Source organism: Virgibacillus sp. MG-45 (assembly GCF_036409425.1).
Classification (GTDB): domain Bacteria; phylum Bacillota; class Bacilli; order Bacillales; family Amphibacillaceae; genus LDC-1.
This window is the reverse complement of sequence record NZ_JAXOFU010000006.1, coordinates 40,784-56,833: the sequence shown is the minus strand read 5'-3', so window position 1 is coordinate 56,833 and position 16,050 is coordinate 40,784. Positions and strand designations below refer to the sequence as shown.

Here is a 16,050-nt window from a genome sequence, read left to right as displayed (position 1 = left end):
ATACACACCCCCACTCCATATTTGCTTTATTATGGCAGAAGGTATATACGTTGTCAAATGTTTGTATAATGTTTAATATGTATTGTACAAAGTTGTATAATGTTATATAGTAAAATGGAAATAAAGGTAAAGAAAAGCTAGTGAATATCACTCATAAAAGAGGATGTTGAAATATGGAAGAACAAAAAAACACCATAACATATACGATTCAGCAAGTTTCGGAAATGACAAAACTATCTAAACAAGTGATTCGAAAATGGGAAGAGAGATACGGGGTAGTTAATCCGGAACGAATGAATAACCGATATCGTGTGTACAACCAACATGAAGTGAACCTATTACGCACTGTTAAAGGGTTAGTTGATGAAGGACACACCGTTAAGCAGGCAGCTGCATACGTTAAGCAGCACGGCATAGTACCGAACACCTCTCCTTCGAAGTCTGCAAATCCTAACAAAGCCGTACAAACAACTTATGTACAGCACCTTTTAGATAGTGGAGCCAGTTGTAATGAAAAAAAATTACTTCAGTTGCTACAACAGGCTTATCATGAAAATGGGCTCAAAACGTTTTTAGATGAAGTCATCATCCCATTTCTTATCGAAGTTGGTAACCATTGGGAGAATGGACGGTGGGGAGAATATCAAGAAGCATTTTCCAGTATGGTTGTGCGTGACTATCTCATCCAATTACAAAACGGGTTTCAATATACCGATAATGATTCACTCATTCTAGGAGCCTGTCTTCCAGGAGAACGACATGAAATACCGCTGCACATTATTCTTCTGCAGTGTATGCTGCATGGATGGAACACGATTATGATTGGAGCATCACCAGCACCAATGGCGATTCAATCAACAATCAAACAGCTTCAACCAAAAAAAGTTCTATTATCAGCTACAACGACGTATCCGTTTGAAATGGATGAACAGCTTTTACAACAATTAGATAACTTTGCTGGCACACTCCCCCATATTCAATTTTATTTGGGCGGACAGGGGGCAATCACCCACTTAAAAGGGAAGCAGTTACAGCATATAACACTATCTCACGACCTTCAGACAATACTAGGACACGAATAAGGGGCGGATAAGTTTACATGTTATTATTCCCCTTCTACTTGTTTCTCTGTGGGAAAAGCCTGTGACTGCTCAAGCGATATCGCTTCTAATTCTTTTTTTGCTGCTTGCACAATCGCGTTTATGTTGGTAATATAAGCTTCTTTTTGTTGCACGGATGCTTCCCTCGGTAGATCTTCAATGAGTTTATCAGCATACGCTTTTAACGCTGTAACTCGCTCTTGTTTCTCGTTTTCTACAAAGGAATCCCACTCGCCTTCTACGGTTTTAATTGTTTCATATAATTCTTTTTTTAATCGTTCTGTTTGCTTCGATTGTTCGTCTTTGATGACCGTATCGATATCCGCAATACTTTCTGCGGTTTTGTTTTGCAGCCAATTGGCGATTAGTGCACGCATATCCTGGTCTGCAAATACGAGCTGATAACTACCGAAAGTCATCACAACCGACAAAAAGATAATAGCAAGCCATTTTCTTCGTTGATTGCGTTTGTTTCTTTTCCGGAAATCGCGTCTACTCATTCGTATCCCCCATTATTAGAAGAATCCGTCTAGGATGTGGGCGTTCATTTCCTAGACGGCGTAACTTCCTAATTGTTATAAGGCCAGCGTTCAAATTTTCTAGTTAATTGTTAATCCCCGAAACAACATCATCCATTGCAGCCTTCGCATCATCTTCTAGTTGCTGTGCAGTAGCGACAATAATCGTTTTTTGTTCTTCAACTAGACCAGCTAAAAGCTCAGTTACTTGATTACGCAACTCCTCGATAGACCAATCTACTTGGTTTTTTAAATTCCGAATCGTAATTTCCTCATTTTCAGATATCGCTGCGCCTAATTCTTCTTGCGCCTGTCTTATTGCTTCTTCTAATTCTTGTACCGCTTCATCCTTGGCAGCGTTTAAATCTCCTGTCATTTCATCTACTGCCGCCTGTCCAAGCTCACCTGTATAAGCAGTTAAATCGTCTGTCGCATATGCAAGCCCTTCTTCAGCCTTCTGTTGAATCTCACCATACCCATCTAAAAAGACATTGTAATACTGGTAACCAATGTTGGAAAGAATTTCTCGCTTTGATTCATCCAGTGATCCTAAATGGTCAAGCTTTGCTTGAATAATTTTCTCTAGCGACTCTCCTGTAGCTAATTCCCTTGATAAATCAATGTCTATCCCTGCTTCACTTTTTAAGTTCTCGTACTCCTCCTGCAGCTCAGGCAGCTTACTCTCACCATACGCAGTAACTTCATCTTCAATCGTATCTACAGACTGATTAAACATCCCATCATACCATGCTTTTAAAGCAGCACCTGCATCTGTGTTAGCAAAAGCCAGCCCCGCTCCTGACATGATTAGACCAAACACGAGCACGCCGACGATTACTTTACCCTTCAACTTTTTAAACATTACAAGATTCCCCCTCATTTTTTATTCCCCTATCAATTCCGTTAGATAGGCCGTTACATCTTGTTCAATCTCGAGGTTGATCTCTTTCTTTTTGCGTTCCTCAAACGCTTTAAATAGCTGTTCTATTGAAACGTTTTTCTGATCAGCTAATCGTGTTAAATATTCAAGCTGATACTGTTCAATTTCAGCATTTGCATCAGATGTAACTGAAGAAATAAAGGCTTGTAGCTCTAATTTCTTCTCCTGTTCCATCCGCTCTTGCTCTAATGCTTGATCTATTCGTGTTAACTCCGCAGGAAACCAACGATTAAATGCATGAAGTGTTATGGAATAAGTGCGAAAAGCCTCTTTTATTGGTTGTCCTGTGGTTGCTTTTGAATAGATTGCTGAACAAACGATCAATAAAGAAATTGTAAAACATACTAAAATTCTTTTTTTCAACCTCACCTATCCTTTCGTATGAAGTATTTTAGCTTACAAAAATGTACAACTTCCCTCGCAGTCCCTATATTAACAGAAAATTTAAATAGAAAAATCGGAATTTTATACTATTTATTGAATAGTCTAAAAGAACCTGCTAGACTTTTTCGTTTGCAAAATAATGTAGAATAGCTGTCAGAAAAAAACTATTTTTGTTGAAATGTCGGACAAGCTTGTAGAATGGATAAAATACTAAGAAGATGCTTCACAGAGGTCTAGTGCTTTCTTATTACAGAGGAATGAAATTTAAGGTCTAATGTCGCGGTATAAAGGGATTGCTTTTTCTGATTATTTCTAAAAAACATGAAGTGAACTCGCGATGTTACCTTATCAATAATACACATGATACAATAGAAAAATACAATTAGTTGGAGGGATTTACATGACAATCGATTTTACAAACAGACTGAACACACTACAAACTCATTTAAAATCGCAAAACATTGAGGTTGCAATGATTACAACCCCTGCAAATGTTTTCTATTATACTGGTTTTCAATCTGACCCGCATGAGCGATTTATGGCATTAATCATTGATAATCGGAAAGATGAAATGATGCTCTTTGTGCCGGCATTGGATAAAGATATGGCTGCTGATGCTTCCATCGTAAAAAACATTGTAGCGATCTCTGATGAACAAGACCCTTACCATATACTGAAGGAAAACCTAAATGGACAAATTACACGATTTGGACTTGAAATGAAAGTCGTTACGATGTATCAGCACAACCAATTATCGAAAGCATTTCCAGAAGCTACCTATTTCGATATTCAACCTTTTATAAATGGACAGCGCTTGAAAAAATCGAGAAATGAAATTGTACATTTACAAAAAGCAGTGGATATTATTGAAAAAGTCATGGCAGAAGGAATTAAAAAAGTAAAGGTTGGCATGACGGAGCTTGAATTAGCTGCCGAGCTAGAATATTTAATGAAAGCGTTCGGAGCTGAAGGACCTTCCTTCTCTACCATTGTACTAGCAGGAGAAAAGTCTGCATTGCCTCACGGTGTACCAGGGGAACGCACCATTCAACACGGTGATTTCCTCCTCATTGATATGGGAGTAAAAATAAGTGAGGGATATTGTTCCGATACAACACGCACCTTTGTTATTGGAGAAGCCTCTGAAAAGCAAAAAGAAATCTATGACATTGTCTTACAATCGAACCAAGCGGGAATTAAGGCTGTTCAATCAGGGGTTCCGTTAAAGACCTTTGATATTGCAGCAAGAAAGGTAATACAAGACAAAGGATATGGCGCTTATTTTAACAATCGTGTCGGGCATGGATTAGGAATTGAGTTACACGAAGAACCATCGATCCATGAAAATAATGAAGCACTTGCAGAAAACGGCATGCTTTTCACAATTGAGCCTGGTATCTACATTCCTGAATTAGGTGGCGTAAGAATTGAGGATGAAGTATACATCAATGAAACAGGAGAAATAGAAATCTTAACGAAGTTTCCAAAAGAGCTGCAAATCCTATCTTAAACGCTTGAACAGCACCTGCATTCACGCAGGTGCTTTACTTTTAATTTCTTTCCACCGTCAAATGACGCCATTCCTGTGGTAGCAGGGCTTGGTATTTTGGTTGTAAAAACCGGTCATCTACTAAAGCGATTACACCTGTATCAGCTTCCGTTCGTATTAGACGTCCTCCTGCTTGAAGCACTTTATTCATGCCAGGATATACGTAGGCATAGTCATGGCCATTTTGGTTCAGCTTCATAAAGTAATCCTTTATAATATCCCTTTCTAATCCAATTTGCGGGTATCCGACCCCAATAATAATTACTCCCTGAAGGCGATTCCCCCTTAAATCCACGCCTTCAGAAAAAATACCCCCTAACACCGCAAACCCGATTAATCGTTCTTTCCGTTCTGCATCAAAAGCCGCTAAAAAGTCCTCGCGTTGCTGTTCAGACATTCCTGCAGATTGAACGATTGTTTCTAGCTCAGGGGCAAGCTCTATAAATTTCGCATAAGCAAGCTGCATATAATGATAGGATGGGAAAAAAACTAAAAAATTTCCCGATTGCTTTTTCATTAAATCAACGAAAAATTCAACCATTGGATTTATCGTATGATTTCGATCTCGATAGCGCGTAGATAATGGTTTAATCATTACCTTCACCTTCTCTCGCTCGAAAGGAGATGGTATGGAAACCGTATAATCTTCTGCTGTTCCACCTAACAGCTTTTTATAATATTCACCCGGAATTAATGTTGCAGAAAAAAATACCTTTGAACGAAATCCCTTACTCATCTGTTTAATAAGATGCGATGGATCCATACAAAAAAGCTTCAAACTTACCTCACTTTGATCAACCATACAGTACGTTGTATACCGATGATCATATAACCGGGCAATTTTCACAAATGCTTGCGCAGAAAAATACGCCTCCAGCAAACGTTCATTTTTCCCATCATCCTCTAAAAGGACATCCTCTGCATGCATGGAAAAGATTTCTACTTTATCAACTAAATCAATATCCAACTCTTCTCCAACTACGAATCCCTCCTGTTTTTTAACAAACAGGTGCTCACTCACTGCTTTTGCAGATTTAGCAATGGCTGGGTTTATTTCTTCATACGTGCGTTCTACATCATAGTAATGTGACTTTACTAAAGTAGCGGAATACATTTCTCGTGCTCGATCCACAAGATTATGTGCTTCATCAATAAGCAATGCTGTCTGTTTTTTATGCTCCTCGATCAGCCTTTTTAAGGATACGCGCGGATCAAAAATATAATTGTAATCACAAATAACAACATCAGCCTCATAGGCAAGGTCTAGAGAAAATTCAAAAGGACAAACTTGATGCTTGCGAGCATAAGATTCAATGACATTCCTAGTCATCAAGCATTCCTGCTCTAAAATATCTAGCATGGCACCATTAATCCGGTCATAATAGCCATCTGCGAAAATGCAATTCGCTTTATCACAAACTATTTCTTCTTGAAAACAAATTTTATCCTTTGCGGTAATTGTAACAACTTTTAATTGAACGCCATTTGCGATTAATTGCTTTAAAGCTTCTTCTGCAGCAGTGCGTGTTATCGTTTTTGCCGTTAAATAAAAAATCCGCTCAATATGGCCTTCTCCTATTGCCTTAATCGCCGGAAATATCGTAGACATCGTCTTGCCAATTCCTGTTGCTGCTCTCGCAAACAGATTTTTATTGCTTTCTATCGTTTTATAGACAGTTCCCGCTAGCTTTCGCTGGCCATCTCGATACGATGCAAAGGGAAAGGCTAACGCTTTACTCGACTCTGTTCGTTTCTCGGCATGGCTTTGTTTCCGATTTGCAAACGATGCATACTGATTTACAACCTGATGAACAAAGTCCTCAAGCTCCTTAAAGCTCATCTCATTTTGTAGTTGCTTTTGTTTTCCCGTTTGTGTTTGGACGTAGGTTAGCTGAATCGTTACCTGTTCTAATGCATGGTCCTTCGCATACATGTATCCATAAAAATTAGCTTGTGCCCAATGAACTGGATAGGAATCTGCAGTAACTTGAGCGAGGGCATGCTTTGTAGACTTTATTTCATCGATAATAATCGAACCGTCTTCTTCGACAAGTAGCCCGTCACAGCGTCCATCAACAAGGAGTGTAATATCCCCAACGGAAATTTCTGTTTTTAAATACACTTCCTTTTGGTCTTGATCGCGATACGTTTTTTGGATGGTTTGATGAATCCTTGTTCCTTCTGTTAGTGAAGCTGTCGTTCGAAATCCTGATTCGATACTTCCGCTACGAAACACATGCTCTACTAAGGCACGCACAGATATTCTATTTATATATGTCATGTCATCACCTAATTTAATCTATCAATCAAGAAATCGCCTCTTTACAGCAATCCTCGTCCTTCTATCGTAGCACATATGTTTGCATAGAACCACGGATTATGAGGAATCGCTTGTCAAGAAGCCATTCTGAAAAGGTATATAAAACTTCAAAATATCAATCAGCCTTTATAAGGTGTTCTGAATTAAGAAAGCATGGATACAAAGTTGATGGAATATTAAATGAGCTCAACTATTGTATGTTTATCTTTTCCTTTTGTTTGATGAATCGCTCTATTAAAATCAAACGCACCAATAAAATTATACACAATGGTAATCTCCTGTGTCTTGGTTTGATGACCTTTCGCTGACACTAAAATTTTGTCGATTAATTCTTTTAAAATTGCCGTTTCCAACTTCTCCAGTTTCGTAAACTTTCTAGCGATATGGACAAATTTGCGGACATTTGTTTTCTTTTTCTCGTGTTCTTTTAACTCTTTTTGTAATGTATGACATGACGCTTTTAATCTTTCTTGTTCTTTCTCATACTCACCGGATAAGCGAAAAAATCGGTGATCACTGAGGTTCCCAGAAATCTAATCCTCTTAAAAGCGTTTGAAAATAACATCTAATTCAACGATACGTTTAGTCTTAGTTTTGAGTATTATTCTTTTGATGTTTAGCCTCTAATGAACACAAAGATGAGATGATGGAAGATAAAAAACACGTTTAGTAGATACGTCTTATGGAGTTTTTTATAATGGTTATATATGATATTGTTAACTATTATTTTCTGCAATTCTTTTTAATTCTTTTCCACGAGAATATATAAAGTCTGACATATACTTTTTTAAAAATAATTTGTCTACAATAACACCAATCGGACCAAAAGGCGACTTATATTCAAATACATCAATCATTACAGTAAAATCATTTATTTCAATAAATTGGTGGGTATGCTTAAAAGAACTGAAAGCTCCCTTTATCATAACATCGACAAATAAAGTAGGCTTTTTCATATGAATCACTTTTACTGTTAATCTTTGTCGAATACCAAAATGAATAGCTTCCCAAGTGACTGTATCACCCTTTTCTAATAAGCCCTCCGTAACCCCTCCTACAGCTTTCTCTTTAGTTTTAAAGCTAGTTTTAACATGTATGTCTACATTTCTTGCAAGGTCAAAACATAAATTAATAGGTGCTTGTATTATTTGTATATGCTTAATAATAGGCATTTGTTAACTCCTTATTAAATATAATTATCAGTTATTCAACTCCACCGACTTTTTATGTTCATAATAAAGATCCATGTGACGAAAAAACCTATACTAGCATCATATTGTTAAATTGTTTTTAGGTTATAAATACAGTATGATTATATAAAGGAAATATAAATTGAATATGTCAGTTTAGCTTATTTATATTCTCAACTGCATATAATTAATTATTCGTATATAGTGATTTATTAAAATAAAAGCAACTATCTTTTTGTTCGTTAATAAAACCAGTCAATACATTGTCATTTCTTTTTTTGCGAATATGGTCATAGCCATTTTTAGGATTTCAAGCTCCTGTTTCAGCCTTAGGTTTTTCTTATGAATCTCAGCGACTTCCTTGGGTGTAAGATCTGAGCCGTCTACAAGAGTAAAATCTTTAACTCATTTATAAATAGTGACTTCGGAAACGCCATATTCGCCACTTAAATCTCTAACAGATTGACCAGAACGATATAATTCAACAACCATTTTACGAAAATCATCATTATATCTTTGACTATTTTTCTTATGTTTCATTGGACACATCCTCCTAAATTTATTGTAGGGACTTAACTAAGATGTGTCCATGAAACTATACTAGCATCTTTCCTTGGGAACATAGTCAATTAAATTAATTTAAATCGCAATAATTTAAAGATATAAAACAATTTAAGGAGGAAATCACTTGCTCGAAAAAATAATTATATCTATTGTTTCTTCTGTTTTATTTAGCTTAATTTTAGGTCTAATCACTTTTTTTAGTATGGATTCGGGAGATCAAACATCACTGTTAAGTTCTTTTTTTGTATACTTAATATTCTCCCTTCCAGTTTTTATTATTGGAGGTGCTTTATTCTCATATTTCGTAGAAGCTTATTTAGATGGAAAAAACATTAATTATATAATTAAACTAATTCTATATGGTGTAGGAGGAATAATTTTAGGTGGAGCTTATCTTATTTTAATTGCTAATAATCTCAATGATGCTAAATGGAGTTCCATAATTATTGTTTCATTTGGAGCAGCGATGATTTATTACCACCTTTTATTAATAAATATAAAATATAATACGATTTCTAAATTCTTTTCTTTATTATCCAAATAATAGTTTGAAAGATTTTTAAACTCTCCTTCTAGAATTAAAACTGTATAATCACTAGAAGCGAGAGTTTTTGAATTCAAAATATTAATATTAAAAACGAAGTAACTTTTTATATTATTAATTTAGTAGTCTAAAAGACATATTATAATTTTATATGGACTCTATTTACAGATTTGATTTACTCCAAACTTTATTTGGGTGAGTAGGAAGTAAATGATAAATATTAATCATCGGCGCTCTATGGATAGTAGTATAAGATGAACCTTTTAAATAAACTTCATGATGTGGTGCTTGATCATGCGTACCAACAAATCTATATTTTCCATTTTTATAAATATCAGCTTCAACACGATAGTCAATATCAGCAGCAATGAACGGCAATGGATCTTTAACTGCGTGATTCACATAGAAGCTCGCCTTATTTGAAGTCCTACTTACAACGTGTAATTTAATTCCACTTATGTCAGCATAACCTTGCTTCATAAATTCTTTATTTGAATTGTAAGCCTTTGTTACACCCCTATATTTTTGCATACTCACAGTTGAAGAGTTAGATGTAAAGTTCACAGCTACATTTACCTTAGTTCTATATTTGTTACTGGTAGCGCTATAACTTCTATTGTCACCTCTAAACCATTTATATTTTGAAAGAGGATTTGGATTTTTAACCCAATAGTCTTTTAAAAATGTTTTATATACAACATCGTAACTTTTAGTTGATGCTATAGTATTTATTAAAGGTTCTCTTTCTTCTTCACTTAATAAATGATCTGAGACCACACCTATTTCTTTACTGATTTCTATTTCTTGATACTTTAATTGCTCTAATTCTTTTTCTGTAGGTGATAGATTATACTTCTTCAACTCCTCTAGGGAAGTATTATATTCATTTTCTGATACTTCTCTAGATGCTTTAATTGTATAGATGTAATTTTCATCAGGATTAAATGATGAATCTTTATATTCACTATCATTTACCGATGCTATAAGTTTTTCATTTCGATAAATATTGTATTTATCGACACCCTCTATTTTTCCCCAATCAAGAGAAACTTCTCCTTCTCTTACAATAGTAGTTATAGGCAATTCTCTTAAAATATGTTGATCATTATTCGTTGCTAAAGATTTTGTTTCAGGGAATTTCGTTTGCGTGAAACGAATTAATATTCACTTATCGTAGGAAGAAGATAGATATTTGACAGTTGTTGATTGATTTTAACTAAACGATACTGTGATGGAAATAGTGTTATAAAGATTAATCCATAATATTTAAGTGAAAATCACTAAATTAAAAAATGTCAACCAAAGGGGGGTGGTTCACATTTTCATTCGCTTCAAACCATTGTTCCTAATGGGTTTGAAGTTCTTTTTTAATGTTTTTCTACCCCACTGTTAGATAAGGGGGGTAAAGCGTGGATGAAGCCACGCAGGCTTCACCCAAAACAGCGATTTTCGCTTCTCATACCGCTGCCTTGGGCGGCCTTTAATTAGCCTTTGGTTAATAGACTGATATGTGCGAGCATAAAAGCAGCTTTAATGTAATTATTTTCCTGTTCTTTTATCTAACATCAAATATGCATTTGAAATATCATTCTTTTAATTAAACACTATAAAATTAAAACTTGTACAAATCCCGCTTGAATACTGCCTAAGAATGTTTATTTTATAAGGTTTTCTTATGTCAACATGTTAATCTGTCCTCTCTTTTTCCAACGAGCACGGTTTTCGTCCCCGCCATTCTTCCTGCTTCTACATCCTGTTCTCGATCTCCCACCATATAACTACTTGCTAAATCAATGTGATGCTTTTTAGCAAGATCAAAGAGCATTTTTGGCTGCGGCTTTCGACAGAGACACCCTTCATGAGGCTTGTGTGGACAATAAGCAACATCATCTACATGTGCGCCGAATACCGCTAGTTCACGCAGCATGTGGTCATGAACGGCATGAAGTGTTGATTTTGTCATATAACCAAGTCCAACGCCACCTTGGTTGGTGACGATAAAGACATGAAGCCAGCATCATTAAACCGTTTTATCGCTTCTCCAACACGCGGTAATAAATAAACATCAGCTGGCTTATTTACAAATTTCACCCGATCTGTAAGCACTTCATTGACAACGCCATCACGATCTAAAAATATGGCCTTGTTCACATAACCATCTCCTTCTATTTAATAAGAGATAAATCTTTTTCACAGCATGCACTTCTATTATTTAAAAAAGAGTGAAAAAAGACTTGATATCAAATCTTTTTTCACTCTTTATTATGAATATATTCATACGCCGCTATCAATAAAAATGGTTAATACTTTTGCACCTTTATTATCGACAGGGATGAAAAGATGGGGATTCGTTCCTTTAAAATAGGCAGTATCTCCTTTTTCCAACAAATGCTTCTCGTCGGCATAAAGCAAGTAGATTGCGCCCTCGAGAACATAAATAAATTCATCCTGTGAATGCGTGTATGGATCATGTCTTAAATTTGTATCCTTTGGTGTCACATGAACGATTGTTGGCTCTACTCCTGTAAATGGGGATCGGGCTAAAAGCTCATAGGAATAGCCCATATTCACATCGCCAACCTGGAATGTTCGATCGTCTTTTGCGAGCATGACTAGATCTTTTTCCGGTTGGTCATCTAACACCCAAGAAAGCGGAATTTCTAACGCGTCACAAATTTTCGAAAGCGTTGCAACAGCAGAAGCTGTTTGGCCATTTTCAATTTTTGAAAGTAAGCTTTTGGAGATCCCACATTGATCTGCAATTTGCTGCTGTGTTTGTTTACTGCGTAATCGAGTCTGTTTTATTTTCGTTCCGATATGCTGTAAATTGATTGGAAGTCTCCCCTTTCCAACTTGTCCTAATCGTGTTTATATCATAGAACAGTGCTGAAGACTCGTCAAGCACGCTTTGATAACGTAGAAATTTCTACACAGCTAGCATTATCTAAATTATTTTGTTTGTGACATAAAAAACCCATCATCTATCCGAGGATAAAATGATGGATTTCCAAAAGATAACACCTAGCAAATTTCAATATTCCTTTATCTCTGCTTTGCCATTTTATTGATGTGCAATAGCATAAGCGAGTGATTTGCTAGGAAGTGTTTTTCCCAGTTTATTTTGCATAAACAATCCTGCTTCTTGCATTTTCCGTTCGCTTATATTCGTTTTAATTCCCATTCCGTGTAAGAGATAAAGTACATCATTCGTTGCGACATTTCCTGCTGCACCTGGGGCGTATGGACAGCCTCCTAATCCTCCGACAGAGCTATCAAAACGAGTAATCCCGTACTCCAAGGAGGTAAGAATGTTTGCGATAGCCATCCCTCTCGTATCGTGATAATGAAGGATAATCTTTTCTTTTGGGTATGTCTTAAGTACAACATCGAGTAATGCTTCGACTTGGGATGGCACAGCAGTTCCAATCGTATCACCAAGGGAGATATCGTCTATGCCATATGCAAATAAATGATCAATAACCTTTCGTACCTGTTCTGGATTGATTTTTCCTTCATAGGGGCAATCAAAAACAGTAGATACATATCCTGTCACATGTTTTCCAGCATCTTTGGCATTTTTAATTACCTCTCCAAGCACTGGATATGTCTCGCTCAATGACTTATTAATATTTTTTTTATTATGACTTTCACTTGCTGACATAAAGACCGATGCACCATCAATTCCCGCTTCCAAGGCAAGATCTAATCCTTTTTGATTAGGTACTAATGCGGAATATCGAACATCGGGGTTACGAGTTATTTTCCGCCCCACTTCATGGGCATCTGACAGCTGTGGAACCCATTTTGGATGAACAAATGATGAGTATTCAATTTCTTTCACACCCGTTTCAGATAGCATATTGATCCAGGCAATCTTATCTGATGTTGCCACACGCTTTTTTTCGTTTTGCAGTCCGTCCCTCGGGCCAACCTCTTTAATTTCCACAAACTCTGGCCAACGCCCCATTATCATCACTCCCATTCAAATAGGTTAAAAAATGAATGCGCTTTCATTGTATAATATTAATTTTTTCTTCTTCCTGTTCCAGTTCACCGATATACCATATATATTCACTGTTGTTTACTGGTATTCAACTTTGTTGAATACACTATATAATAAAAATTCATGAATTGTCAACTGACATTCATGAATAGATCACTCTATGAATTTGTATAACTACAGCTTTCTTATAGGCATATTTTGTTCTATAAAAACCTAGAACCGCTAATTACTAAGGTGATTGATATGGATTAGGAGAAAATAAACAATTGAAAAAAAACAAAGACAAGTATAATAGAGGCAGCTAGATTAATATTCGCATATACTTTTCGCCCCTTTTCATATTCAGCCAACCCAATAATTAATGTCAATGCAGCTAAAGCCACTGTTAAATAAGGTAAAAAGTGAAAATTGTTCGTTATTAATGCTAGAGTAGCCAGTAGAAGAACGACAAATTGCAAGATTAGTTTTATTATACGGAGCAATTGGTACTCCCCTTTCCAATTAATAGCAACGTCTATATATAATACGAATAAAGGGGCCATTTTGTTTCATTAATACCCTTATATATCCATTTTAAGCTAAAAAAAAACTTGCAACCAATCTTTGAAAAGGAATTATTTACCACTATTATATCAAACGTTTTCACTTAGTCCAACAATTTACAATTTTGTAAATTAGATTCAAGCTACTTACTCAGCACCTCTTATTGGTCTTGTTATATTCCATTAATTGTTCCTTTCTTGTACCCATGTTAGTTAATCGTACAAAAAATGCCGACAAGAAATCCTTTCTCTACGGCATTTTTGAGACTTACTATATGATTAACGAACGACTGCAGGCCCAACTAGCACTTTTGGATTTGTTCCTAAAGCAAGTCGACAAATTGTAGCATAGCCTAGCTTTTGATAGCTAGCTAGAAGCTCGAGCAAATCATCAGCAGTCTCGTCCATCTTTAATTTCTCTACCTCTTTTTGGTATAGAGCAAGTACGAATTCACTTTGATGTGCTGGCGTACACTTACCTGGATTCTCATCCATGATAAGACAGCCTAAGAATTGTAGCTTATATTGTAATTGTCGAGTTAATTGAATCACATTGACAAATTTCTGATAGAGTGCAGGTTTAGCTTGTCGCATATTTTCGATCGCTTTTTGCGCGCGAAGCAACTCACTAAAGCTCGTTGTTGTAAGCATATAATCTCTCCTCTCTCGGTTTTTATGGATAATAGTGCTCTCAGACAGAGCTAACAGTTTAACAGTTACTTGTTAATCCCATGGTTTATTTAGGGTTAAATGAGATACAAGCTCCTTATTTTGTTTTCGCTTGATACTACGCATCTTGGCGCGTTCTTTCCCAGTCTCATACAAATATTTTTCTTCCTGTGATTCAGGGATTACACCAGGTACCTCTACTGGTTTTCGATCCTTCCCTAAGGCTACAAAGGTGAGAAACGCAGTTGCAGCTATTCTTCTTTCTCCTGTATCCAAATTCTCGGCAATCACTTTACAAAATATTTCCATCGAGCTTTTTCCAGTATACGTAACGTACGACTCTACACATACGGAATCATCCTGTACAATAGGTTCAATAAAATTCACAGAGTCTGTTGATGCTGTGACGCATTCTGTGACTCGAGAATGTCTTCGTGCCGTTAACGTTGCACATGCGTCCATCTTTTTCATTAAGACGCCACCAAACAATGTATGATAATTGTTCAGATCATTGATTAATACTTGATCGTTCTGAACAACACGTGTATCTTTAATTTTTTTTGGCTCCATAAGCCCATCACCTTATCTAAATGAATATTTTCCATTCCGCTGAATGGATCATGGAACTATTATAATACGGAGCCTCAATGACTGTACAATGCCGATTACACATGTGTTTCATAACACATTGTTATGAAAACGTTTTATTGCATAACAGATTCAAAGCTGTGTTGATTAGCGTAGAACATGGACAATACGTACAAGTAAATCCCAAAAAAAATTAGTGCACGAAGCACTAATTCGATTAATTCTAGCCTATGTTATGACAAGGTATCTGCTAGCTTGTCTTTTGTAAGTTTAATAAATTCCTTTTCCACTTGAGAGAGATGGGCATCCTTACGCCAAATAAACGCGAGCTTCCATTCAATGGAGGAATCGGTTACGGGTAGAGCCTCTACATTAGAGGAAAGCCCTTGTGCAACACTATCTGGAAGAAGTGTTATTCCAAGATTCGCTGCAACCATCTCTTCAATGAAATCAAGCTGGGAAGACTCTGAAATCACCTTTGGTTGAAAGCCAACATCTCGACATGCACTAACAATCATATTCCTTAACGTAAAATCCTGTGTAAACAGAATAAAGCTTTCTTTTTCCAAGTCGCGAAGCTCGACCGCTTCCTTTTTTGTTAAACGGTGAGATGCTGGAACAAGTAAGGTAAGTGTTTCTTCTGTAAAGGATACATAATCAAATGCATCATGTGTTTCTGGTAAAACAATAACACCAAAATCAAGTTTGGCATCGAGCATTTTTTCTTCAATCCCTTTCGAGCTATCTTCCTCTAGTTGAAAGGTTACCTCTGGATATACTTTATGAAAGGAAGCAATAAGCTCTGAAAAAAAGATTGAGTTAACAATCGACGGAATGCCAATACGAATATGGCCCTTTTTAAACGTCAATAGATGATCCAGCTCTTCCTGTAATGATAAAAATTCCTGTTCAATGTGCTTTGCTCGTTCGTACAATACTCGACCAGCATCCGTTAAGGCAAGTTTTTTGCGAGACCGAATAAAAAGCGGTGTCCCAAGCTCATCTTCTAATGATTTAATAATACGACTAATTGCAGGCTGGGTAATATACAAATTCTCCGCTGCTTTTGTAAAGCTCGCCACTTCTGTTACTTCAATAAAATATTGCAGATGCTTTATCTCCACAAATCCCAGCCCCTT

Annotated in this window: 19 protein-coding genes and 1 pseudogene; 3 read left to right on the top strand and 17 right to left on the bottom strand. The window is 36.3% G+C overall.

Annotated features, from left to right (window positions below):
• The first annotated feature begins 173 nt into the window (after positions 1-173).
• Positions 174-1,082 (top strand): MerR family transcriptional regulator, encoded by a 909-nt coding sequence (locus SPK86_RS08190; RefSeq protein ID WP_330949082.1) that lies wholly within the window; start codon positions 174-176, stop codon positions 1,080-1,082.
• A 23-nt stretch (positions 1,083-1,105) separates the two neighbouring features.
• On the opposite strand, the gene SPK86_RS08185 is transcribed toward SPK86_RS08190, so the two are convergent.
• The 3 genes from SPK86_RS08185 to SPK86_RS08175 all read right to left on the bottom strand — a co-directional run bounded on the left by SPK86_RS08185 (position 1,106) and on the right by SPK86_RS08175 (position 2,921).
• Entirely contained in the window at positions 1,106-1,600 is a 495-nt protein-coding gene (locus SPK86_RS08185; RefSeq protein ID WP_330949081.1) for a hypothetical protein, read from the bottom strand.
• Between the two features lie 103 nt (positions 1,601-1,703).
• Positions 1,704-2,480, bottom strand: a complete 777-nt coding sequence (locus tag SPK86_RS08180) for a hypothetical protein (protein ID WP_330949080.1) — start codon at positions 2,478-2,480, stop codon at positions 1,704-1,706.
• A gap of 21 nt (positions 2,481-2,501) precedes the next feature.
• On the bottom strand, positions 2,502-2,921 hold the full coding sequence (locus tag SPK86_RS08175; RefSeq protein WP_330949079.1) for a hypothetical protein: 420 nt from the start codon (positions 2,919-2,921) through the stop codon (positions 2,502-2,504).
• A 421-nt stretch (positions 2,922-3,342) separates the two neighbouring features.
• Between SPK86_RS08175 and SPK86_RS08170 the strand changes: the two genes are divergently transcribed.
• Positions 3,343-4,452 (top strand): M24 family metallopeptidase, encoded by a 1,110-nt coding sequence (locus SPK86_RS08170; protein ID WP_330949078.1) that lies wholly within the window; start codon positions 3,343-3,345, stop codon positions 4,450-4,452.
• A gap of 40 nt (positions 4,453-4,492) precedes the next feature.
• Here the strand turns inward: SPK86_RS08170 and SPK86_RS08165 are convergent, their stop codons facing one another.
• The 4 genes from SPK86_RS08165 to SPK86_RS08150 form a co-directional block, all read right to left on the bottom strand.
• Entirely contained in the window at positions 4,493-6,772 is a 2,280-nt protein-coding gene (locus SPK86_RS08165; RefSeq protein ID WP_330949077.1) for an ATP-dependent DNA helicase, read from the bottom strand.
• A 215-nt stretch (positions 6,773-6,987) separates the two neighbouring features.
• On the bottom strand, positions 6,988-7,344 hold the full coding sequence (locus tag SPK86_RS08160) for a DUF4368 domain-containing protein (protein WP_330949141.1): 357 nt from the start codon (positions 7,342-7,344) through the stop codon (positions 6,988-6,990).
• A gap of 183 nt (positions 7,345-7,527) precedes the next feature.
• Positions 7,528-7,983, bottom strand: a complete 456-nt coding sequence (locus tag SPK86_RS08155) for an SRPBCC family protein (protein ID WP_330949076.1) — start codon at positions 7,981-7,983, stop codon at positions 7,528-7,530.
• A gap of 423 nt (positions 7,984-8,406) precedes the next feature.
• Complete coding sequence (locus SPK86_RS08150) at positions 8,407-8,541, bottom strand: hypothetical protein (protein WP_330949075.1); 135 nt, start codon at positions 8,539-8,541, stop codon at positions 8,407-8,409.
• Between the two features lie 148 nt (positions 8,542-8,689).
• Here SPK86_RS08150 and SPK86_RS08145 point away from each other — a divergent pair, with 148 nt between their 5' ends.
• On the top strand, positions 8,690-9,109 hold the full coding sequence (locus SPK86_RS08145) for a hypothetical protein (protein WP_330949074.1): 420 nt from the start codon (positions 8,690-8,692) through the stop codon (positions 9,107-9,109).
• Positions 9,110-9,271: 162 nt separating this feature from the next.
• Here SPK86_RS08145 and SPK86_RS08140 read toward each other — a convergent pair whose 3' ends face one another.
• The 10 genes and pseudogenes from SPK86_RS08140 to SPK86_RS08095 form a co-directional block, all read right to left on the bottom strand.
• On the bottom strand, positions 9,272-10,192 hold the full coding sequence (locus SPK86_RS08140; protein WP_330949073.1) for a hypothetical protein: 921 nt from the start codon (positions 10,190-10,192) through the stop codon (positions 9,272-9,274).
• Between the two features lie 595 nt (positions 10,193-10,787).
• Positions 10,788-11,072: an HAD-IIIA family hydrolase gene (locus SPK86_RS08135; RefSeq protein WP_330949072.1), complete on the bottom strand. Its 285-nt coding sequence runs from the start codon at positions 11,070-11,072 to the stop codon at positions 10,788-10,790.
• Positions 11,069-11,260 (bottom strand): hypothetical protein, encoded by a 192-nt coding sequence (locus SPK86_RS08130; RefSeq protein ID WP_330949071.1) that lies wholly within the window; start codon positions 11,258-11,260, stop codon positions 11,069-11,071. Before SPK86_RS08130 ends, SPK86_RS08135 begins: the two co-directional genes overlap by 4 nt.
• A gap of 123 nt (positions 11,261-11,383) precedes the next feature.
• Positions 11,384-11,719, bottom strand: coding sequence for a cupin domain-containing protein (locus tag SPK86_RS08125; protein WP_284140611.1), 336 nt, complete (start codon positions 11,717-11,719; stop codon positions 11,384-11,386).
• A gap of 36 nt (positions 11,720-11,755) precedes the next feature.
• Positions 11,756-11,914, bottom strand: a pseudogene (locus SPK86_RS08120) (helix-turn-helix domain-containing protein); the annotation flags it as partial.
• A 256-nt stretch (positions 11,915-12,170) separates the two neighbouring features.
• Positions 12,171-13,076, bottom strand: a complete 906-nt coding sequence (locus tag SPK86_RS08115; RefSeq protein WP_330949070.1) for a hydroxymethylglutaryl-CoA lyase — start codon at positions 13,074-13,076, stop codon at positions 12,171-12,173.
• A gap of 284 nt (positions 13,077-13,360) precedes the next feature.
• Positions 13,361-13,594, bottom strand: a complete 234-nt coding sequence (locus SPK86_RS08110; RefSeq protein ID WP_330949069.1) for a hypothetical protein — start codon at positions 13,592-13,594, stop codon at positions 13,361-13,363.
• 339 nt (positions 13,595-13,933) lie between these two features.
• The gene (locus SPK86_RS08105; RefSeq protein WP_330949068.1) at positions 13,934-14,305 is read right to left on the bottom strand and encodes a hypothetical protein; all 372 of its coding nucleotides are present in this window, start codon (positions 14,303-14,305) and stop codon (positions 13,934-13,936) included.
• 72 nt (positions 14,306-14,377) lie between these two features.
• Positions 14,378-14,893, bottom strand: coding sequence for an acyl-CoA thioesterase (locus SPK86_RS08100; protein WP_330949067.1), 516 nt, complete (start codon positions 14,891-14,893; stop codon positions 14,378-14,380).
• A 251-nt stretch (positions 14,894-15,144) separates the two neighbouring features.
• Entirely contained in the window at positions 15,145-16,035 is an 891-nt protein-coding gene (locus SPK86_RS08095) for a LysR family transcriptional regulator (RefSeq protein WP_284140606.1), read from the bottom strand.
• Positions 16,036-16,050: the final 15 nt, after the last annotated feature.